Source organism: Streptomyces flavovariabilis (assembly GCF_000725785.1).
GTDB classification, from domain to species: Bacteria; Actinomycetota; Actinomycetes; order Streptomycetales; family Streptomycetaceae; genus Streptomyces; species Streptomyces hawaiiensis.
This window is the reverse complement of sequence record NZ_JNXD01000011.1, coordinates 25,230-45,294: the sequence shown is the minus strand read 5'-3', so window position 1 is coordinate 45,294 and position 20,065 is coordinate 25,230. Positions and strand designations below refer to the sequence as shown.

The 20,065-nt window shown below is 71.6% G+C and carries 20 protein-coding genes; 15 read left to right on the top strand and 5 right to left on the bottom strand.

The window, feature by feature from the left end:
* Positions 1–20 precede the first annotated feature (20 nt).
* From IO24_RS0119450 to IO24_RS0119400, 11 genes are all read left to right on the top strand, one after another.
* Complete coding sequence (locus tag IO24_RS0119450) at positions 21–953, top strand: beta/alpha barrel domain-containing protein (RefSeq protein ID WP_031137362.1); 933 nt, start codon at positions 21–23, stop codon at positions 951–953.
* Complete coding sequence (locus IO24_RS42120) at positions 950–1,915, top strand: alpha/beta fold hydrolase (RefSeq protein WP_167551624.1); 966 nt, start codon at positions 950–952, stop codon at positions 1,913–1,915. Before IO24_RS0119450 ends, IO24_RS42120 begins: the two co-directional genes overlap by 4 nt.
* Entirely contained in the window at positions 1,912–3,723 is a 1,812-nt protein-coding gene (locus IO24_RS45995; protein ID WP_031137359.1) for an isocitrate/isopropylmalate family dehydrogenase, read from the top strand. The genes IO24_RS42120 and IO24_RS45995 overlap by 4 nt, the downstream gene beginning before the upstream one ends.
* Complete coding sequence (locus IO24_RS0119435; RefSeq protein WP_031137358.1) at positions 3,716–4,573, top strand: DUF6282 family protein; 858 nt, start codon at positions 3,716–3,718, stop codon at positions 4,571–4,573. Before IO24_RS45995 ends, IO24_RS0119435 begins: the two co-directional genes overlap by 8 nt.
* A 20-nt stretch (positions 4,574–4,593) precedes the next feature.
* Positions 4,594–5,685, top strand: a complete 1,092-nt coding sequence (locus IO24_RS0119430; protein ID WP_234335186.1) for an MBL fold metallo-hydrolase — start codon at positions 4,594–4,596, stop codon at positions 5,683–5,685.
* A gap of 44 nt (positions 5,686–5,729) precedes the next feature.
* Entirely contained in the window at positions 5,730–6,641 is a 912-nt protein-coding gene (locus IO24_RS0119425) for a LysR family transcriptional regulator (protein ID WP_031137355.1), read from the top strand.
* A 155-nt stretch (positions 6,642–6,796) separates the two neighbouring features.
* Positions 6,797–7,966: a CaiB/BaiF CoA transferase family protein gene (locus tag IO24_RS0119420; RefSeq protein WP_031137354.1), complete on the top strand. Its 1,170-nt coding sequence runs from the start codon at positions 6,797–6,799 to the stop codon at positions 7,964–7,966.
* A gap of 19 nt (positions 7,967–7,985) precedes the next feature.
* Positions 7,986–8,762, top strand: coding sequence for a crotonase/enoyl-CoA hydratase family protein (locus tag IO24_RS0119415; protein ID WP_031137352.1), 777 nt, complete (start codon positions 7,986–7,988; stop codon positions 8,760–8,762).
* Positions 8,763–8,769: 7 nt separating this feature from the next.
* On the top strand, positions 8,770–9,516 hold the full coding sequence (locus IO24_RS0119410) for an acetoacetate decarboxylase (protein ID WP_031137351.1): 747 nt from the start codon (positions 8,770–8,772) through the stop codon (positions 9,514–9,516).
* The gene (locus IO24_RS0119405; protein ID WP_031137349.1) at positions 9,513–10,463 is read left to right on the top strand and encodes a 3-hydroxyacyl-CoA dehydrogenase NAD-binding domain-containing protein; all 951 of its coding nucleotides are present in this window, start codon (positions 9,513–9,515) and stop codon (positions 10,461–10,463) included. Before IO24_RS0119410 ends, IO24_RS0119405 begins: the two co-directional genes overlap by 4 nt.
* A gap of 1 nt (position 10,464) precedes the next feature.
* Positions 10,465–11,667: an acyl-CoA dehydrogenase family protein gene (locus tag IO24_RS0119400; RefSeq protein WP_031137348.1), complete on the top strand. Its 1,203-nt coding sequence runs from the start codon at positions 10,465–10,467 to the stop codon at positions 11,665–11,667.
* Positions 11,668–11,770: 103 nt separating this feature from the next.
* On the opposite strand, the gene IO24_RS0119395 is transcribed toward IO24_RS0119400, so the two are convergent.
* A complete protein-coding gene (locus IO24_RS0119395; RefSeq protein ID WP_031137346.1) occupies positions 11,771–12,046 on the bottom strand; it encodes a hypothetical protein in 276 nt (91 codons plus the stop codon).
* Positions 12,043–12,876 (bottom strand): phytanoyl-CoA dioxygenase family protein, encoded by an 834-nt coding sequence (locus IO24_RS0119390; RefSeq protein WP_031137345.1) that lies wholly within the window; start codon positions 12,874–12,876, stop codon positions 12,043–12,045. The genes IO24_RS0119395 and IO24_RS0119390 overlap by 4 nt, the downstream gene beginning before the upstream one ends.
* A gap of 70 nt (positions 12,877–12,946) precedes the next feature.
* Here IO24_RS0119390 and IO24_RS0119385 point away from each other — a divergent pair, with 70 nt between their 5' ends.
* The 4 genes from IO24_RS0119385 (at position 12,947) to IO24_RS0119370 (ending at position 16,824) form a co-directional block, all read left to right on the top strand.
* Complete coding sequence (locus IO24_RS0119385; protein WP_031137343.1) at positions 12,947–13,732, top strand: AraC family transcriptional regulator; 786 nt, start codon at positions 12,947–12,949, stop codon at positions 13,730–13,732.
* Positions 13,733–14,274: 542 nt separating this feature from the next.
* Positions 14,275–15,495 (top strand): cation:proton antiporter, encoded by a 1,221-nt coding sequence (locus tag IO24_RS0119380; RefSeq protein ID WP_031137341.1) that lies wholly within the window; start codon positions 14,275–14,277, stop codon positions 15,493–15,495.
* 154 nt (positions 15,496–15,649) lie between these two features.
* Positions 15,650–16,093: a hypothetical protein gene (locus IO24_RS0119375; protein WP_031137340.1), complete on the top strand. Its 444-nt coding sequence runs from the start codon at positions 15,650–15,652 to the stop codon at positions 16,091–16,093.
* 176 nt (positions 16,094–16,269) lie between these two features.
* Positions 16,270–16,824: a CGNR zinc finger domain-containing protein gene (locus IO24_RS0119370; protein WP_031137339.1), complete on the top strand. Its 555-nt coding sequence runs from the start codon at positions 16,270–16,272 to the stop codon at positions 16,822–16,824.
* A gap of 39 nt (positions 16,825–16,863) precedes the next feature.
* Here IO24_RS0119370 and IO24_RS0119365 read toward each other — a convergent pair whose 3' ends face one another.
* The 3 genes from IO24_RS0119365 to IO24_RS0119355 all read right to left on the bottom strand — a co-directional run bounded on the left by IO24_RS0119365 (position 16,864) and on the right by IO24_RS0119355 (position 19,933).
* A complete protein-coding gene (locus tag IO24_RS0119365; RefSeq protein ID WP_031137337.1) occupies positions 16,864–17,151 on the bottom strand; it encodes a DUF4190 domain-containing protein in 288 nt (95 codons plus the stop codon).
* 134 nt (positions 17,152–17,285) lie between these two features.
* On the bottom strand, positions 17,286–19,349 hold the full coding sequence (locus IO24_RS0119360) for a galactose-binding domain-containing protein (protein WP_031137336.1): 2,064 nt from the start codon (positions 19,347–19,349) through the stop codon (positions 17,286–17,288).
* A gap of 233 nt (positions 19,350–19,582) precedes the next feature.
* Positions 19,583–19,933, bottom strand: coding sequence for a MerR family transcriptional regulator (locus tag IO24_RS0119355; protein WP_031137335.1), 351 nt, complete (start codon positions 19,931–19,933; stop codon positions 19,583–19,585).
* Between the last annotated feature and the right edge of the window lie 132 nt (positions 19,934–20,065).

Genomic DNA, 20,065 nt, shown 5'->3' with positions numbered 1-20,065 from the left:
GTCAGCTTCCTGGAGGACCCATGAGTATGGTCAACATCGATGTCACCCTCCGCGACGGCGGTTATCGCAACGGCTTCCACTTCCCGCTCGGCTACGCCCTGAAGCACGCGAAGCTGAGCGTCGAGGCCGGGTTCGACTGGGTCGAGATCGCCTACCGCAAGGGCTCACTCGTCCCGATGCCCGGCCTGGGGCTCACCGGCCGGGGCGACGACGACTACATCGCCGCGATGGCCCAGGAGGTCGGCCCCCGGCACGTCGCGATGATCCTGCACCCGAAGAACATCACCCGCGACGACCTGCCCGCCATGTACCAGGCCGGAGCGCGGCTCGTCCGCATCATCCTGCCGGCCAAGGGCTACGAGCCCGGCCTGGACTACATCCGCCAGGCCCGCGACATCGGCTTCACGGTGGGCGTCAACTTCGCCCGGATCAGCCAGTGGCCGGGCCGCGACGTGGTCGAGGTGGCGGCCGCCGCGACCGACGCCGGCGCCGAGTTCGTCTACCTCGCCGACTCCAACGGCAGCCTGTCGCCGGTGGACACCGCCCACCTGACCACCCTGACCAGGTCGGTCACCGGGGGCCCGGTCGGGCTGCACGCCCACAACAACCTGGGGCTCGCCCTGTCCAACGCCATCAGCGCCGAGGCCGCCGGCGCGACCTGGATGGACTCCTCCATCCAGGGCATGGGCAAGGGCCCGGGCAACCTCATCGCCGAGCAGTGGCTGGCGCACCTGGACCGCACGGACCCGCAGGCCGCCGCACGCCTCAACCTGGAGCCCGTGCTGGAGCTGGCGGACCTGCTCCTCGCGAACGTCCCCGAGGGCTCGCCCTCGCTGCCGCTGCCGGATCTGGTGCTCGGCCGGTACGACCTGCCGGTGGAGCACCGCAAGGAACTGGTGGGCCGGCACGGCGAGGTGCTCGCCACCGCGCGCACCCTCGCGGGCGCCCGGTGACCCACACCGGAACTGCTGTGCCGACGGCGGTCCACCCACCCCGGACCGCCGCCGGCCCGGCGCACGCCCACGCCCTGGTCCTCGCCCCCGTCACACCGGCCTGGGACGAGGGAGCGTTCTTCGCCCCGGTCATCGACACGCTGACGGCGGCTGGGGCCGGGCTCCGGGTGACGGTGGTCGACACGCTCTCCCTCCGGGACGAGCGAGTACGCACCCTGGACGACCTCGTCGCCCGCTGGCGGGCCCTGCTCCCCGCCTTCGGCCGCATCGACCTGCTGTGCGGGAACGCCCTGGGCGGAGCCGTGGCCCAGGGGCTCCTCCCGTACGTCGCCCCCGGCACGGCGGCCCTCCTCGTCTCGGGCCCGGCCCGCTCGGACGCGCTCCTGGAACACCGCCTCACCGAAATCGCCGACCTGGCGGCCACGGGCCACACGGCGGCGTCCCTCGCGCTGCTGCACGAGAGGGTCCAGCCGGACGGCACACCCCCGTCCACCGGCCCCGACCCGACGGCAACGGCCGCACGGACGGCAGTTGCCACCGGCGGAGCGGGCTACGACCGCCTCGCGGGAGGCCGTGAGGGCCGGGCGGCGGCCGAGGGCGATGCCGCGTGGCGGGCCGGTGCCGCCCCGGCAGACCCCGGCCGTCTCGTGCGAGGCGGCACCGCCGCGGCCGTCCCCGCCGACATCCCGCCCCCCGCCCACCAGACCCCGGCCCAGCGGCTCGACGGGGGGCTCCGGCTGCTGTGCGGTATCGATCTCGCTGCGGCCGTCGAGGCGCACCCCGGCCCCCTGCTGCACATCACCGGCGGGCGTTCGCAACTCGTCACACGGCGGCACACCGCCGCCGCCCCGCACCACCGGGTGCATGTCGTCGCCGAGGCAGGCATGCGCCCCCACACCGATCAGCCCGCGGAAGTGTCCGCCCTCATCGGCGCCTTCCTGCGGGAGAAGGGACTGACATGAAGCCGACCCCGAAGAAGAGCGTCGCCGTCCTCCCGGGCGACGGCATCGGCCCGGAGGTCGTCTCCGCCGCGCTCGACACCGTCGAAAAGCTGAAGCTGCCCCTGGAGTTCCGGTTCGGAGACATCGGCTGGGACTGCTGGCGCGAGGAGGGTGACCCCGTCCCGCAGCGCACCTGGAAGCTGCTCGAGGAGACCGACACCTGCCTCCTTGGCGCCATCACCAGCAAGCCGGTGCGGGAGACGGAGGCCGAACTCGCCCCGTCCCTGCGCGGCACCGGCCTCCAGTACGTCTCACCGGTCCTGCAACTCCGCCAGCGCCTTGGCCTGTACGCCAACATCCGTCCGGTCACCGACCTGGACGGCGGCCGGTTCGACTTCACCGTCATCCGCGAGAACACCGAGGGCCTGTACGCCGGCATCGACGTCCACGGCCTCGACGAGCCGCTCTGGAACGCCGTACGACACCACCCGAACGCGGCGGCATCGGGCCCGGAGGACACCAGCCTCACCCTGCGCCTGCAGACCCGCCACGGCATCGACCGCCTGCTCCGCTTCGGCTTCGCCCACGCCGAGGCGCACGGCAAGCGCCTGCTCACGGTCGCGGACAAGCCGATGGTCCTGCGCAACAGCGGCAACCTGCTGCGCGAGCGCCTCGAACTGATCGCCCAGGAGCACCCGGACATCGAGACGGAGATCCTCAACGTCGACGCCGTCGCCCTGTGGATGGTCCGCAGGCCGGAACGGTTCGGCGTCCTGGTCGCCGAGAACATGTTCGGCGACATCCTCTCCGACCTCGGTGCCGGTGTCATGGGCGGACTCGGTCTCGCCCCGAGCGGCAACATCGGCGACCACGGCAGCTACTTCGAGCCGGTGCACGGCAGCGCGCCCGGCATGGTCGGCAAGGACAGGGCCAACCCGATGGCGATGCTCCTCACGATCGCCCAGATGCTCGGCCACCTCGGCCTCGACGTGCCGGGCGAGGAACTGCGCAACGCCGTACGCACCGTCGCCCGCGCCCGCAAGACCGTCACGTACGACCTGGGCGGCACGTCGGGGACCAGGGAGGTGGCGCGTGCCGTCGCCGGCCGACTGGAGGAGGGGGCAGCCCGCTCGGCGGAGAGCACCCCCCTCCCCCAGGACGTCGTCGACCGGCTCGCCCGTCTCGACACCGCCTCCGTCTCCGACGCCCTGGACAGCCTCGGCATCGGCGGTGTGCTCGAGGGCCTGAGCGCCCGGGTGCCCGGAGCACGTACGGCCGGCCTGGCGTACACCGTCACCTACCGGCCGGTGGACGGCGACGGCCAGGGCTTCCGGAACGCGGCGGACTATCTGGACGACGTACCCGCGGGCGCCTTCGTCGTGGTCGACAACGCAGGCAGCACGGACTGCACCAACTGGGGTTCGCTGCTCACCTCCGTGGCCCGCGGCCGCGGCGTGCGCGGCACCGCGGTGCACGGCTCGGCCCGCGACATCGCCGAGATCCGGGCCGCCGGATACCCCCTGTTCAGCACCGGCGCCACGATGGTCAGCGGCAAGAACCGCGTCGAACTCGCCGCGACCGGCCGGGAGATCACCGTCGGCGACGTGACCGTACGCCCCGGCGATGTCGTGGTAGCCGACGACAACGGCGTACTCGTCGTGCCCGCGGCACACGCCGCCGAAGTCGCGGGCCGTGCCGAGCGCGTCGAGCGGACCGAGACGGCGATCGCCGAGGCCGTGGACACCGGACTGCGCCTGGACGAGGCCCGGCGAAGGTTCGGCTACGCGAGGCCGTGGGAGGGCCCGGCGCGGCAGACCGCCGATGCGTGACCTCGCGCGGCGGGTGGTGGACGTCCACTACCACGCAGGCCCCGACCTGTACCGGCGCCGCCTCACCACCGGTGGCGCCGGCCGGGCCTACGCCGGGATCGACGGCTGGGTGGTGATCAAGAGCCACCTGGGCTGCACCGCGGCGAGCGCGTGGGAGGCCCGCCAGGAGGGACTGCCCGTCTCCGGCACCGTCGTCCTCAACGACCTCGCCGGAGGCGTGCACCCCCGGGTGGTGGAACAGGCCGTCTACACCCACGGCCAGGACAGCCCCGCCCGGCTGGTCGTACACCTGCCCACCCTCGTCGGCCCGGCCCATCCCTCCCGGCTGCACCGGCAGTCCTTCCACCCGCTGCTGGACACCGAACGGTGGCGCGGCGAACGGGTCCTGGACGACACCGGAAAGCTCCGGCGTTCCGTGCGCGAGGTGCTCCGGGCGGCCCGGGACCTTCCGGTCGTCCTGGCGACGGGTCACTGCGACCGGGAGGAGACCCTGCGCGTGGTCGACGAGGCGGACCGGCTGGACCTGCCCCGGTTGCTGCTGACCCACGCCACCCATCCGATGACCGGCCTCACCCCTGCCGACCTCTCCCAACTCGACGGTATGCCGGGGGTGTACGTCGAGGTCACCGCCCTGACGCTGCTCCTGGGGCACCGTGACGCCCGGCATCTGGGAGACGTCGTCCGCGCCCACCCCCGGGTGGTGTTCAGCTCCGATCTCGGGCAGCCGGACCAGCCGGGACCCAGCGAATGGCTGTCGCTCAGCGAAGGCTGGTTCGAGCAGGCGCAGCTGACGTCCCACCAGGTCCGTGCCGTCACCGCACTCAACCCGGCAGCGCTGCTGGCGCCCTGACCGCCGTACCAGGAAGGCTCATGACCGACGTCCCCCGCCCCCTCGGCATGTCCCGTCGCGCACTCCTGCGCGGCGCGGCGGCCACGGCCGCGTACGCCGCGCCGCCGGACAGCGCGCAGGCGGCCTCCGGCCGCGTGTACGCCGCGTCCCCGGAAAGCGCCCACCCGGCCACGGGCCACCCCGCCTGCACCGGCCCCGGCGCGCTGAACGACCAGTCGGCGGTCCGTACTCTCACCGTCGGAGACACCCGGCTCACCTACGTCGTCGACGGCGCGATGGAGCTGGACCCCACGGGGTTCCTCCCAGCGGTCCCCGCCACCTACTGGCGGGACCACCCCGAGGCGCTGACCCGGTCCGGCCGGATCGCCGCCTCGGTGGGCGGGCTGCTCGTCGAGCGGGGCGGGCGGCGGCTGCTGATCGACGCGGGACTCGGCGGCAACGTGCTCTCTCCGTCCCTCGGTGTCTCCCGCGCGGGCGCGTTGCCGCACACCCTGCGCCGGCTCCGGGTGCCCCCGGAGTCCGTCGACACCGTGGCCTTCACCCATCTGCACACCGACCACACCGGCGCGGGCTTCCGCACGGACGGTGCACGGGTACCGCACAAGGCGTTCCCGCGCGCCGACTACCTGGTGGCCGCCGCCGAATGGGACCCCTTCTGGCGGCGCGAGATCGAGGTCGGAGCCCCGTCCTGGGACGGATTCATGGTGCCGATGTCGAGGGTGCTGCGGACGTTCGGCGACGGCGCGGAGATCTGGCCCGGCGTCACCGCGCTGGTCACCCCGGGCCACAGCCCCGGGCACACCACCTACGTGATCGCCGCCTCCGGCGGACGACATGTCCTGGTCTTCGGCGACGCGTTCCACACCCCCGCCCAGCTGGCCCACCCCGAGTGGCCCTCCGGCCCCGACACGGACACCGGCGCGGTCCTGAAGGCACGCCGGACCCTCCTGACCCGCCTCCTGCTGCCGCGCACCCACGCGTTCGCCTTCCACTTCGGCGACCAGGCCTTCGGGCGGGTCGTACGGGACGGCACGGGCACGGCCCGGTGGCGCCCGGATCCCGCCCGAAAACTCCTGCCGCCGCCGATCAGGATGTCCGAATTCCACGGGTGACAGGGCGGCGAGGCCCCGCGGTCACAGCGGTTAGGGTGAATCCCGTGGAGCTCCTGCACCTGCGCTACTTCCTCGCCGTCGCCCAAGAACTGAACTTCTCCACCGCGGCCCGCAAACTGCACATGGCGGCGTCACCGTTGAGCCGGCGGATCAAGGATCTCGAGAACGAGGTCGGGCACCGGCTGTTCGACCGGGACACCCATCACGTGCGGCTCACCCCGGCCGGCAACGCGCTGCTGCCGATCGCGCGCGGGGTGCTGGAGCAGGTCGACTCCATCCGGTGGCGGCTGGACGAGACGGCCCGGCCGCGGCGCACCACCCTGCTGCTCGGCGTCCCCAGTGGTGTCCATCCCGACCTGCGGGAACGGATGGACGCCCTCGCCGAGCGGGTCAGCGACCGGTTCGAGATCAAACGCTGGCCCGGCGGCACCGACCGGCTCGTCGACGCGGTGTGCGACGGCAGACTGGCGCTGACCCTGGCCCGGCTCCCGGCCGGGGGCGACCCGGCGCTGGAGCAGGTGCCGGTGATGTCGGAGCGGCTCGGCGCGGTCGTGCCCCGGGACCGGTTCGCGGGACGCGAGTCCGTCGCCCTCGCGGAACTCGCCGAACTCGCCTACGCGGGCTCCCCGACGGCGGCGACCAGCGCGTACTTCCGCGGACTCGACCAGCAGCTCGCCGAACTCGGCATCAAGAAGCGCGTCGAACTGGGCAGCGTCACCCTCGACGGAGTTTCCGAAATAGTATCCGGAGGTCTGGCGTTCTCCATTTCCATGCTGGATCCCAGAAGCCCGGTGCAGAATTACCGTCTCGACAATGTCGTCGTCCTTCCCTTCTCTGATTTCCATCCCCGTCTGGAGACCGGGCTGATCTGGCGCAAGGACCGGGCGCACGGCGGTGACCTCGAGGAAGTCGTGACCGCAGCCCGCGAGGTGTTCGCCGAGCCACTGCACTCGTAATCAACAAAAAACCTTCACAAAAAGGCGGTATGACCACTGTGGTCATGCCGCCTTTCGTTATTCGGTCATGCCATTTTCTTTGTCTCGCTCCTTATTCGCGGTAACTTAGTTTCCAGATACACATACAAGGCGAAGCAAGGAGTGAAGGAAAAGCGATGACGGACCTCACCGACACCGTCGCCGGCCCGCTGGAGGGCGTCCGCGTGATCGACCTGTCGACCGTGGTGATGGGCCCCTACGCCGCCCAGATCCTCGGCGACCTGGGCGCCGACGTGATCAAGATCGAGTCGCCGTCCGACACCGTGCGGACCGGCCACTACCGCACCACCCCGGGCATGACCCCGCTGAACCTCAACGTCAACCGCAACAAGCGCAGCGTGTCCCTCAACCTCAAGGACGACACCGACCGCGAGCGCGCACTGCGGCTCATCGACACCGCTGACGTGCTGATCACCAACATGCGCCCCGGCGCCCTGCACCGCCTCGGCCTGTCCTACGACGAGATCGCCGCCCGCAACCCCGGCCTCGTCTACGCCCACGCGCAAGGGTTCCGCAGCGACTCGGACCGGGCCGGCAACGCCGCGTACGACGAGACCGTGCAGGCCGCCTCCGGCCTCGTCGACATCGCCGACCGCGCACTGGGCGAGCCCGTCTACCTGCCGACCATCATCGGCGACAAGGTCTCCTCCCTGACCATCGCCTACAGCGTGCTGGCCGCCCTGCTGCACCGGAACAACACCGGCCAGGGCCAGCTCATCGAGATCCCGATGACGGACACCCTGATCGCGTTCAACCTGGTCGAGCACCTCGCGGGCCACACCCACGTGCCCGAGACGGGCCCCACCGGCTTCGCCCTGTCCATGCTGAAGGGACACAAGGCGGTGCGCACCAAGGACGGCCTGGCCTGCGTCATGCCGTACAACCCGCAGAACTACCGGGACTTCCTCACCGCCGCCGGACGCCCGGACCTCGCCGAGGACCCGCGGGTCAACGGCGACGCCATCGACAGCGCCGACCACGAGGACCTGGCCGCGCTCCTTGAGGTCTGCGCCCCGGCGCTGACCACCGAGGAGTGGGCGGAGGTGTGCGCCGAGCACAGCATCCCGATGGCCCCCGTACTGGAACTCGACCGCGCCCACGACGACCCCTACGTCCGCGACGGTCACCTCCTCGACACCGTCGAGCACCCGACCGAGGGCACGGTCCGCACCATCGGCATCCCGCTGCGCTTCTCCGCCACCCCCGGCTCGATCCGCCGCCTGGCGCCGGTCGCGGGCCAGGACACCGAGGACGTCCTCGCCGAACTCGACGCCACAGCCCGCTGACCGCCACAGGAGGACAGTCATGAGCACCCCCACACCTCCGGTCGTGCGCACCGAACGCACCGGCTCCACCCTGCTGATCACCCTCGACCGCCCCGAGGCCCGCAACGCCGTCAACGCGGCGACCGCCACCGCCCTGGCCGCCGCACTCGACGCACTGGAGGCCGACCCCACCCTGCGGGCCGGCGTCCTGACCGGCGAGGGTGGCACGTTCAGCGCCGGCATGGACCTCAAGGCCGCCCTGCGCGGCGAGTCGCCCGAGGCCGAGGGCCGCGGATTCGGCGGCCTGACCGAGGCCCGGCCGGACAAGCCCCTCATCGCAGCCGTGGAGGGCGCGGCCATGGGCGGCGGCTTCGAACTGGCCCTGGCCTGCGACCTGATCGTCGCCGCCGAGGACTCCCGGTTCGGCCTCCCCGAGGTCAAGCGCGGCCTGATCGCCGCGGGCGGCGGCGTGATCCGCCTGCCCAAGCGCATCCCCCACCACCTCGCGATGGAACTGCTGCTGACCGGCGAGCCCGTCGACGGCCGCCGCGCCGGCGAACTGGGCCTGGCCAACCGGGTCACCGCCAAGGGGCAGGCCGTCGCCGAGGCGCTCCGGCTGGCCGAAGGGCTCACGGAGAACGCCCCGCTCGCGCTGGCGGCGGTCAAGCGCGTCGTCCGGGCCGCCGACGGAGCGTCCGACGAAGAGGCCTTCGCCTTCCAGCGCGCCGAGATGAAGACCCTGATGGCCTCGGACGACGTCCGCGAGGGTATGACCGCCTTCGCCGAGCGCCGCCCGCCGCGCTGGACCGGGCGGTGAGGCCGGCATGCGGACCGAAGACGTACGACAGCACCTCACCACCCCCCTCACCAGCCCGGCCTACGCCCCGGTGATCCCGCGGTTCACCGACCGCGAGTACCTCAACGTCGTCTACCGCACCGACCCCGAAGCGCTGCGGGCCGTCGTCCCCGAACCGCTGCGCATCGCCGAGCCGCTGGTCCGGTTCGAGGTCATGAAGATGGGCGACGTCAGCGGCTACGGCCCCTACACCGAGGCCGGCCAGGCGATCCCCGTCGGCTTCGAGGGCGAGCAGGGCGAGTACCTGCACGCGATGTACCTCGACAACTTCCCGGCGACCGCCTCCGGCCGCGAGGTCTCCGCCTACCCGAAGGTGCTCGGCTCCCCGTCGCTCACCGTCGACTCCGGCGCGCTCGTCGGCACCCTCGACCACGGCAGCCTGCGGGTCGCCACCGCGACCATGGGCTACAAGCACCACGAGCTGGACCGGGACGAGGCCCGGGCACAGATCACCGTGCCGACCTTCATGCTCAAGACCATCCCCGGCTACGACGGTGCGCCGCGGGTGCAGGAACTCGTCCGCACGCGCATCACCGACGTCACCGTCAAGCAGGCGTGGACCGGACCCGCCCGGCTCCAGCTGTTCCAGCACGTGCTCGCCCCGCTCGCCGACCTGCCGGTGATGGAGGTCGTCTCCGCGAGCCACATCCTCACCGACCTGACGCTCGCGGGCGTCGAGCCGGTCCACGACTACCTGAAGGGAGCCGCGTCATGAACCGCACCTTCCGTACGGCGGCGGTGATCGGCGCCGGGACCATCGGACTGTCCTGGACGGCGCTGTTCGCCGCGCACGGCCTGACCGTCCGGGTGAGCGACCCGCGCGAGGACCTCGCCGAGGCCGTGAACGAGGCCCTGGAGCAGTACGCCCCGCACCTGGCCGCCCGCGGCCTGGACGTGACCGGCCTCGCCGACCGGGTGCACATCGCCGCCGACGTCACCGAAGCGGTGCGCGACGCCGACGTCGTCCAGGAGAACGGCCCCGAGCGGGTCGATTTCAAGAAGGACCTGTTCGCCGCCCTCGCCCGCGAGGCACCCGCCCACGCGCTGCTGCTCAGCTCGTCCTCGGCGATCCCGTCGACCGCGTTCACCGGGGAGCTGGCGGACCAGGACGCGGCCCGCGTGCTGATCGGCCACCCCTTCAACCCGCCGCACCTCGTCCCGCTGGTCGAGGTCGTGCCGGGCGAGCGCACCGGCGAGGACGCCGTAGCGGCCGCGTCGGCCTTCTACACCTCGGTCGGCCGCACCCCGGTCGTCGAGCGCAAGGAGATCGCCGGCTTCGTCGGCAACCGGCTGCAGAACGCGCTCAGCCGCGAGGCGGTGTACCTCGTCGAGCAGGGCGTGGTCACCCCCGAGGACCTCGACAAGGTCATGACGAACTCGCTGGGCCTGCGCTGGGCCACGGTCGGGCCGTTCCTCGGCTCGCACCTGGGCGGCGGACCGGGCGGCTACCGGCACCTGGTCGAGCACATCGGCGCGTCGATGAAGCAGACGGGAGCGGGCCTCGGCACCCCGTCGCAGAACGCGGAACAACAGGAACGGCTCATCGAAGCCGTGGAAAAGGCCTACGGCTCCTCCGCGTACTCGGAACTCACCGAGACGCGCGACCGCAGGCAGCTCGCTGTCCTGTCCGCCCTGGACAGCACCGAAAAGGAGGAGAACTGAGATGACCACCACCATCGAACCGCTCGAGGACCAGCTGGTCGCCGACTTCTACGGCTACGAGTCGCTGCTGCCGGACGACGAGCGCGAGATCCTGCTCAAGGCCCGCGCCCTCATGCGGGACCGGGTCAAGCCGCTGGTCAACGACAACTGGGCCAAGGGCCGGTTCCCCAGGGAGCTCATCGGCCTGTTCCGCGAGAGCGGCCTCGCCGGCCTGCCCTACGAGGGCTACGGCGAACACCCCGCCGCCGTCAGCAACCTCCTCAGCGGCATGCTCGCCCTGGAGATGACCCGCACCGACGCCTCGGTGTCGACGTTCTTCGGCGTCCACAACGGCCTCGCGATGTACTCCATCCACTCCGGCGGCGACCAGGAGCAGCGCGACCGCTGGCTCCCGGCGATGGCGGCCATGGACAAGATCGGCGCCTTCGCGATGACCGAGCCGCTCGGCGGTTCCGATGTCGCGGGCGGTATGCGCACCACCGCCCGGCGCGAGGGCGACTCCTGGGTCCTCGACGGCGCCAAGAAGTGGATCGGCAACGCCACCTTCGCCGACTACGTCGTGGTGTGGGCCCGGGACGTCGACGACAACCACGTCAAGGGCTTCGTCGTCGAGAAGGGCACGCCGGGCTTCAGCCCGGCGAAGATCGAGAACAAGCTGGCCTTCCGCATCGTCGAGAACGCCGAGATCACCCTGACCGGCGTCCGCGTGCCGGAGGCCAACCGCCTGCAGAACATCAACTCCTTCCGCGACGTCGCGGAGATCCTGCGCGCCACGCGCGGCGGAGTGGCCTGGCAGGCCCTCGGCGTCATGGCCGGCGCCTACGAACTCGCCCTGGACTACGCCCGGGAGCGCCGTCAGTTCGGCCGCCCGATCGGCGGCTTCCAGCTCGTCCAGGACCTGCTGGTGAAGAGTCTGGGCAACATCACCGCGTCCTGGGGGATGCTGGTGCAGCTGGCCCGGCTCCAGGACGCCGGCATCTTCCGTGACGAACACTCCGCCCTGGCCAAGGCGTTCGTCACGTCCCGGATGCGGGAGGTCGTGGCCTGGAGCCGTGAGATCTTCGGCGGCAACGGCATCCTGCTGGACCACGACATCGCCCGCTTCTTCGCCGACGCGGAGGCCATCTACTCCTTCGAGGGCACCCGCGAGATGAACACCCTGATCGTCGGCAAGTCGATCACCGGCCAGAGCGCCTTCGTCTGATCGCAGGCGCACGCCAGGACGAATCAGCCCCGGGTCCCCACCCGGGGTTTCGTTCTGCCTGCCGGCCGAAGGCCACCGCCGCGGCGCGCGCCGCCGGCCGTGCTCACCGACGCACCAGCTTCTCGAAGAAGAACTCGTGCTTGAGGAACGACGTCGCGTGCTCCGCCCCCGGATACGGCGGCACGAGCGGGGACGCCTGAAAGAGGCGCCAGCCGTCCTCCAGGGCGTCGGTCCCCGTCTCGTACGGCGGTTCGTCGCTGTCACCGGTCGTGGGGCGGGTGGTGCCCGTGCCGTCGTAGCGCGCCCAGCCGACGACCTTGGAGTCGAGGGCGGAGGTGTCGAGGTAGAGGACGAGGACCTGCTGCCGGGTGGTGGTCACGCGGTGCTCCTCTGCGAGGCGGGCGCGGCGGGCCGGTTGGTGATGCGGGTGGCCCAGTGGTCGATGTCGAAGCCGGGGTCGGCGGACAGGGAGCGCCACAGCAGGATCCGGTTGTGGATCTCCAGCCGGGCGGTGGCCCCCTCGTACCAGGGGAACGTGCGCCGCAACTCCTCGCGGACGGCCGGGGAGTCCATGTCCCGCGTGTCCCACAGCCGCACCTGCGGCACGGTCGGGTTGAAGCGGATCTTGTACATGTGGCGGACGGTGTCGCTGTCGTTGCGCCGCCCGCCGTGCCAGATGCCGTGGTGCAGCAGGAGCACGGTGCCCGCCGGGCAGGTCAGCCGGGTCTGGCCGCGCAGGTTCTGGTAGCGGCCGGTGTCGGACTCGTTGGTGCGGCGCAGATGGCTGCCCGGCACGACGAGCGTGCCGCCCATGTCGGCGGTGACCTCCTGCGGGTAGTACATGAGCTGCACGTCGTACGCGTCGGTCCGTACATCGATGAGGGCGTCGGCGTGCAGCGGCTGGGCACTGCCCTCGTGGGGCGGACGGGTGTGGACGAAGTGGTGGTCGACGGTCGGATCCGGCCCCACGAGGCTCTCCAGCGCGCCTGCCACGGACGGAAGTCCGAGAAGCCGGCGGGTGAAGGAGCCCTCGGGGAAGGCCACCGGTACGGGGGTGCCGTACGGCACGGCGGGCAGTGCCCCGGCGGCGAAGACGCCGAGCGCCTCCTCGTTCATCTCCCGGGGCACGACGCCGTCCAGGCGCAGGAAACCGTGGGCCGTGAACCGCGCCACCTCGGCGGAGCTCAGCAGCTGTTTTGTGGTCGGCATGACGCAACCGTAGAAGCGCGAGGGCTGACAGTCGTGGGCCGTAATCGGCAACCACTGGTAATTTTCCACCATGGCGACCTTCGTGGAACTGCCCCTCGAACTGCCGCCGGACCTGGTCCACGCAGGCCTGGGCGTGCATGGCTCCGCCGGCCCGCACGAGGTCTTCCGCCTCCCGCACCTGTGGCAGCTCCACCTCTACGGCTACTCCGGGACGCTGGAGTTCGGCGGCACCCGGCACCCGATCCGCCCCGGGCACCTCAGCCTCGTACCGCCCGGCACGGAGGTGCACTTCCACTACGACGCCCCGCGCTGCGAGCACCTGTACGCCCACTTCCGGCTGCCGGGCGACGGGGAGCGGCGGCGGCTCCCGGCGATGCAGGACGCCGGCGCGGAGGCGGCGGTGCTGAGCGCACTGCTGCGGCAGACGATCGCGGCGGGCGCGCAGTCGCCGGCCCGGGCCTCCGCGGAACTGTGGACGGTGCTGTGGCGCACGACCGGCCTGGCCGAGGCCACCGAGACGCCCTCCGGGGCCCGGCACCCGGCGCTGCGGGCGGCCATGGCCCATATCGAGGAGCACCTGGCCGACCCGCTGAGCGTTCCCGGGATCGCCCGGGCCGCCGGGGTGTCGCACACGCATCTGACCCGGCTGTTCCGCGAGGACACCGGGCACACGGTCGTCGGCTACGTCCGGCGACGCCGAATGGAGCGGGCCCGCCACCTGCTCATCGCCTCGACGCTGGCGATCCCGGCCGTCGCGGCGACGGTCGGGATCCCCGACCTCCAGGCGTTCAACAAGACCTGCCGCAAGGAACTCGGCGCGTCGCCGCGTGCCGTGCGCAGGACCGGGGGCGCGTAGCGGTCAGCGGCCCGTAGGCGGCTCTTCGGGTGGCGGCTTCGGAACTCCTGCCCGATCACGGGCTGTTGGCGTGCGCTAGGATTCTTTACCGAGCTCTTATGCTCGGTTGAGCGTGGCCGCGCACAGTCGTTCGGCCGCTCGGTTCGTCGACAGTGGCCGCCCGGCTTTCCGGGCCGGCGTGAGGGGGCGTGACATGGGGCGAGTGGTGCCCGTCCGCGTCCACAACGCCGCCCGTGACGGCGTCCCCGATACCGGCCGCGGTGTGAGCGGTCTCCTCTCCATCTGACGCGTGACGCCTGACGTTTGACGCCCGGTGCCTGACGCCCGACGCCTGACGTCCGAGGCGTGGCGCAGTACGCGTACCCCGGCCGGCGGACGGCCCGGAGCGGAGCACACTGCCCACGCCGCAGCACCGAGTGACCGGCCCCGCAGTCCCGACGCGAGGCCACACCCCGTCCCGCCGTTCACCGAGCCGTACCCACGGGCACTTCACGCCCACTGGCACAGACGCCGCAGACCCGATCAACGGAGGTCAGACGCCCGTGCACGACACCACCGCCATGCTCATCGAACTCGGGGCGATCATTCTCGCCCTGGGACTCCTGGGACGCCTCGCCGGACGCGTGGGCTTCTCACCCATACCCCTGTACCTGCTGGCCGGGCTCGCCTTCGGCCAGGGCGGCATCCTGCCGCTGCGGGCCAGCGAGGAGTTCGTCGCCACCGGCGCCGAGATAGGCGTCATACTCCTGCTGCTCCTGCTCGGCCTGGAGTACAGCGCCTCCGATCTGGTCACCACCCTCAGGACCCAGTACCCCTCCGGCGCCGTCGACTTCGTCCTCAACGCCGCCCCGGGAGCGGCCATGGCGTTCCTGCTGGGCTGGGGACCGGTCGCCGCCGTCGCCCTGGCCGGGGTCACCTGGATCTCCTCGTCCGGGGTCATCGCCAAGGTACTGGGCGATCTGGGCAGGCTCGGCAACCGTGAGACACCGGTCGTCCTCGGTGTGCTGGTCCTGGAGGACCTGGCCATGGCGGTCTACCTGCCGATCCTCACCGCCCTGCTGGCCGGGGTGAGCCTCGCGGGCGGCGCGGTCACCCTGCTGATCTCGCTGGGCACCGTGGGCGCCGTCCTCTACGTGGCGCTGCGGCACGGCCGCCTGGTCAGCCGCGCCGTGTCCTCGGACAACGCCGAGATGCTGCTGCTGGCCGTCCTCGGTCTGACCCTCCTCGTCGCCGGGCTCGCCCAGCAGCTGCACGTCTCCGCGGCCGTCGGCGCGTTCCTGGTCGGCATCGCCCTGTCCGGCGAGGTCGCCGAGGGCGCCAGCAGCCTCCTCACGCCGCTGCGGGATCTGTTCGCCGCCGTGTTCTTCGTCTTCTTCGGACTGAACACCGACCCCGCCGCCATCCCGCCCGTGCTGCTGCCCGCGCTCGCCCTGGCCGCCGTCACCGCCCTGACGAAGATCGCCACCGGCTACTGGGCCGCCCGCCGGGCCGGCATCTCGCCCCGGGGCCGCTGGCGCGCGGGCGGCACGCTGGTCGCACGCGGCGAGTTCTCCATCGTCATCGCCGGTCTCGCCGTCGGCGCCGAACCCCGCATCGGCCCTCTGGCCACCGCCTACGTCCTGATCCTGGTCATCCTCGGCCCGCTCGCCGCCCGCTGGACCGAGCCCCTGGCCCGCCGCGCAATCCGCGGCCCGGCCCACCCGGCACCGCCCACCGCTCCGCTCGCCGAGTCGCCCAAGGAGACGACGCCTGCGCACGGTTGACCCGTCATGCGGGGGAGTCCAGGGCCGTCCGGCGGTGCTGTCCGGATTGGCTGTTTCCCGGAAAGGGACTTGCTGGCACCCTGACGAGCACCCTGCGCTCCGGTAGGCGGCCAGGGGAGAGTTCCGTCCAGGAGGACCGGAAGGAAGCGCCAGCATGATCGAGTGGAAGCCCCTGGGCACCGGAGCCAGGCCCGTGCCCCAGCCCGTGGCCACGCCGCTGGTCTGGGCGTGGGCCGGCGTCGGGGCACTGGTTCTGGTGGCGCTCGTCAACACCGCGGCCGGGCCCGACCGGCCGGAACTGGCCCTGCCCGCGCTGTCCGTGCTGGCGGCCCTGCTGGGTCTGTGCGCGCGCTTCACGGCGGCCCCCGGAACGGCGCTCTTGTGCTGGCTGTTTCTCAACGGCTTCGCCATACCGCCCGCGGGTGCCCTCACCTGGGCAGGTAACCGCGACACCACCTGGCTGGCCTGCCTGCTCACCGCCGCCCTCATCGGCACGGCCCTGGCCCGCCTGGTCCACGCCCGCGCCGCCTACCGCCGCCTGGCCCCCGGCTGCCCCCGGCCCGACACCGCCACCGGCGACCGACCGTACGATCCCTGACTCGCGGCTGCGAAGACCACCCCGCCCCGGCTGCGCCGGCGGCCCGCTCCGGCGGCCCGCTCCGGCGACGCGGCCCGCTCCGGCGGCCGGAGTGACTCGGGAAAGCGGCTCGTCGCCCCTCCCACGATCGGGACGAGGCGCTTGCCGAGGGTATGGTCACCGGCCAGAATGGTGACGTGAACCTCGACCATGTCTTCGTCTGCGGAGACCCGGCACTCGACTTCGCCGCCACGCTCCGGGCCCGCCGCTCGGCGCCTTTCGAGATGTTCGTGACGCCGGACCGGCTGACCGCGTGGTATGTGGAGTCAGGCCTGGTCGACGCGGTCTCCCCCGGGCAGGAGGCCGACGTCGAGCGGGCGAGGGCCGTGCGGGAAGCGGTCTACCGGCTGGTCACCGCCCGCCGGCTGGGGGAGGAGTACGACGGGGCGGCGCTGACCGTCGTGAACAACACGGCCCGCACGCCGCCCGCCGTGCCGCAGCTCACCCCGGCGGGTCGATGGACGCAGGCGACGCCCGGCGAGGCCCTCTCCATGGTGGCGCGCCACGCCGTCGAGCTCCTGAGCGGCCCGGACGCGCCCCTGCTCAAGGAGTGCGGAAACCCGGAGTGCACCCGCATCTACATCGACCGCTCGCGGGGCATGCGACGGCAGTGGTGCGGGATGGACCCCTGCGGCAACAAGATCAAGGCAGCCGCGTACCGCGCCCGCAAGAAGACCGTGACGGTCCTCTGACCCGCTGACCGCTCCACCCGCATACCCCGCGCCGGGCCCCTAGCCGCCGACGTACCAGCTGAATCCGCCGTTGCTGCTGGCCACGGCCAGCAGTATGAGCCACAGGACCACGTCGACGATGCCGAGGATGATGCCGGCCTTCGCCATGCCGGCGCCGTTCTTGACCGAGGCCTGCCGGCGCGCGACGGCACCGAAGATGATGGCCAGCGGGCCCAGGATGATGTTCAGGAAGAACAGGCCGATGATGCCGCAGCACAGGCTCGCGATCGCCAGGCCGTTGGTGCGCGAACCGGAGGACGCGGCAGAGGAACCGCCGTAACTCGCCATGGAACACTCCCAGTTGTCGATGGCACGGACCGAACGGGCCGCACTCTCCTCACTTTCGACTTGTTTTGTTCGAATGCCCCTCTGTGGCGTTCCCATGACAACCAATTCGGGGGAGTGGCCCGTCAGTTCTCGCGTCAGCGGCTGTGGACGCCTGCCTCGAACAGGGAGTAGCCCCAGTCGGTGCCGCGTTCCTGCCCGTGGACGCGGACGTACCTGGCCGGGGTGCCGGCGAATCGTGCGGTGTCCAGGCCGCCGTCACCGGCCGTCGTGGAGTGGACGGTCCGCCAGTTCTCGCCGTCCGCGGAGAGCTCGATCCGGTACGACTTCGCGTACGCCCGCTCCCAGTCGAGGGTGACCCGCCCCACGGTCTGTGTGGAGCCGAGGTCGACCCGGTACCACTGGTCGTCGCTCCAGTCGCTGGCCCAGCGGGTGCGGCGGTCGCCGTCGACGGCCCGGTGCGGCTGGTAGCTCGTGAACAGGCTCCACTCCGAGGAACTGGCCGACACGGCGGAGCCGGCCGCGAGGTCGACGCCGGACTTGTGGTCCTCGGAGGCCGCCCAGGTGTCGAGGTAGGACTCGGCGCCCCGGAACAGGTCGTCGACCACGTCCTGGCCGCCGACGCGGCGGATGTCCTCGATCCAGTCCGGGACGAGTCCGTAGTGGGCGGCGCCGTCGGTGTTCAGGTCCCAGGTGCGCTCGCCGGTGGTCTGCCGGTCGATGACCGAGCCGCCGTCGGTGCTCTTGAACGGGTACGTGACCTTGTTCGGCGCGTCCGCACCGCGCGGTCCCGGCCAGCCGCCGACGCCGTTCATGTCGGTGCCGTAGCCGTACCCCACGCCGTACTCGTCCCGCAGGGCCTTTGTGCGCTTCGCCTCCGCGACGAAGCCCTCGGAGCCGTGCATGTACTGGGCGATGAAGCCGCCGAGCCCGTAGACCCGCTCGGTCCAGTCCAGGTCCATCCAGCTGTGCGAGGAGAGCACGCCGGGATAGGACTCCGCCTCGAAGATGTCGAGCACCCGGCCGGTGGCCTTGACGCTCATGTGGTCGATCTCCAGCATCATCTTGCGTTTCATCATGCCGCGCACGGCGTACTCGCCGAGGTCGGTGAGCCCGCGCACGTTGCACTGCGCGTCGGCGCTGTAGGAGGGAACCTCCTCACCCGCCGGGAGCTTCTTCTCGGCCGCGGGCGCCGCCGCGTCGCCGATCGGGTTGTCGGCTTGCGGGCCCGTGCACTTCTCCGTCTTCCAGTACGTGCCGGTCGACAGGAACTGCCCGACGTTGATGGCCGTTCCGAGCGAGCCCGAGTCGAAGCGCACCCCGCACAGGGCGTTGTCGAACTTGTGGCACAGGAACATGCTGCGCACGCCCAGCGCGTGGAGCTCGTCGAGCCCCTTGTCGATGTCCGCCTTGCTGCACTGCGCGATGTCCAGGACCTGCTTGCAGCCGAACGGCTCGGAGGTCTCGACCCCCATGACGACGGCCAGCTTGCCCTGCTCGATGACCTCGCGGGCCTGCGCGCTGTCGGTGACGACCCGGAACCAGCCCTTGCCGGGCCCGCCGTACATCCTGTCGACGAAGGCCTGCATGTCGTACGTCAGCCTGGCCTGCAGCCGGATGGACGTCATCTCGTCGCAGGAGCGGTCCTTGAAGAAGTACACGGAGCAGATCACGCCGTTGGTGACGAGGTCGTTGACCAGCACCCGCTGCCCGCCGCGCCAGGCCCGCTCGATCCAGGCGTAGTAGTTCTGCTGGTGGGTCAGCGAGTCGTGCGCGGGCCAGTCCTTGAAGGTGGGCCAGCCGTTCGGGTCGTGCTTGCCGTCGCCGCCGTTGGTGATGAAGTCGAAGATCGCGAGCGAGCCGTCGGGGTAGTGCTCCGGGCAGTCCTTGAGCGCGTCGGCCACGCCCTGCTCGGAGAACGGCTTTCCGCAGATCAGACGGCCGCCGAAGGCCTCGTTGGAGAAGATGTGGTCGTGCGCGTCGACGAACCCGCGCACTTCGCCCTGGGCGTTCGTGCCGGTGAAGGGTTCGCCCGTGACGTTGATCCGGGAGTCCGGCGCGGGCCGTGCGGTCGGGTCCCACCAGTCGTTCCCGGCGGCCGCACTCGGGGTGGGGCCGAGCGTGATCGACAGCACGAGCAGGAGGAGCGACACAACGGTGACGTTCTTGCGTCTGCGGTACGGGCGTCCGGAACCGGTCACAGCCCACGTCCCTCGGTCGACAGGTCGCTCGGTCGTCTTGTCATGACCTCGCAAAGGGTGCGACGAGAATCGCCACTACCGCTCCATGAGTCAAGGGCCCGGGGCGGCCGGCCCGGTGACGGGGGGCGATTCACCCCGGGGGGTCCCGAATCGGCCGGGGCAACAACAAACCCCAGGTCGTCGGGCCTGGGGTTTCAGGGAGCGGGGACCTGGTCCTGCCGCCGTGCTCCTGATCAGCTCGGACGGGACTCGGAAACGCCGGACGCCTCGCTCGCGGCGCGGCGGTACTCGGCGTTGATGCGCTGAGCTTCCTCGAGCTGGTCCTCGAGGATGACGATGCGGCAGGCGGCCTCGATCGGCGTTCCCCGGTCGACGAGCTCTCGGGCGCGCGCGGCGATCCGCAGCTGGTAGCGGGAGTACCGGCGGTGTCCGCCCTCCGAGCGCAGCGGAGTGATCAGACGGGCTTCCCCGATGGCTCGCAGGAAGCCGGGGGTGGTGCCGAGCATCTCGGCGGCCCGGCCCATCGTGTAGGCCGGGTAGTCGTCGTCGTCCAGACGATCGCTGAGCGGGGTATCTGCTTCCATGTCACCTCGTAGTACAACGCATCGAGGGGCCCTGGTGCCGTACGGCACCAGGGCCCCGAAGGAAATTCAACACCATCTGTCGGCCCTCATGCTGCGCCGACCTTCTGTTCCGCTACCCGGCCCGGCTTCGGG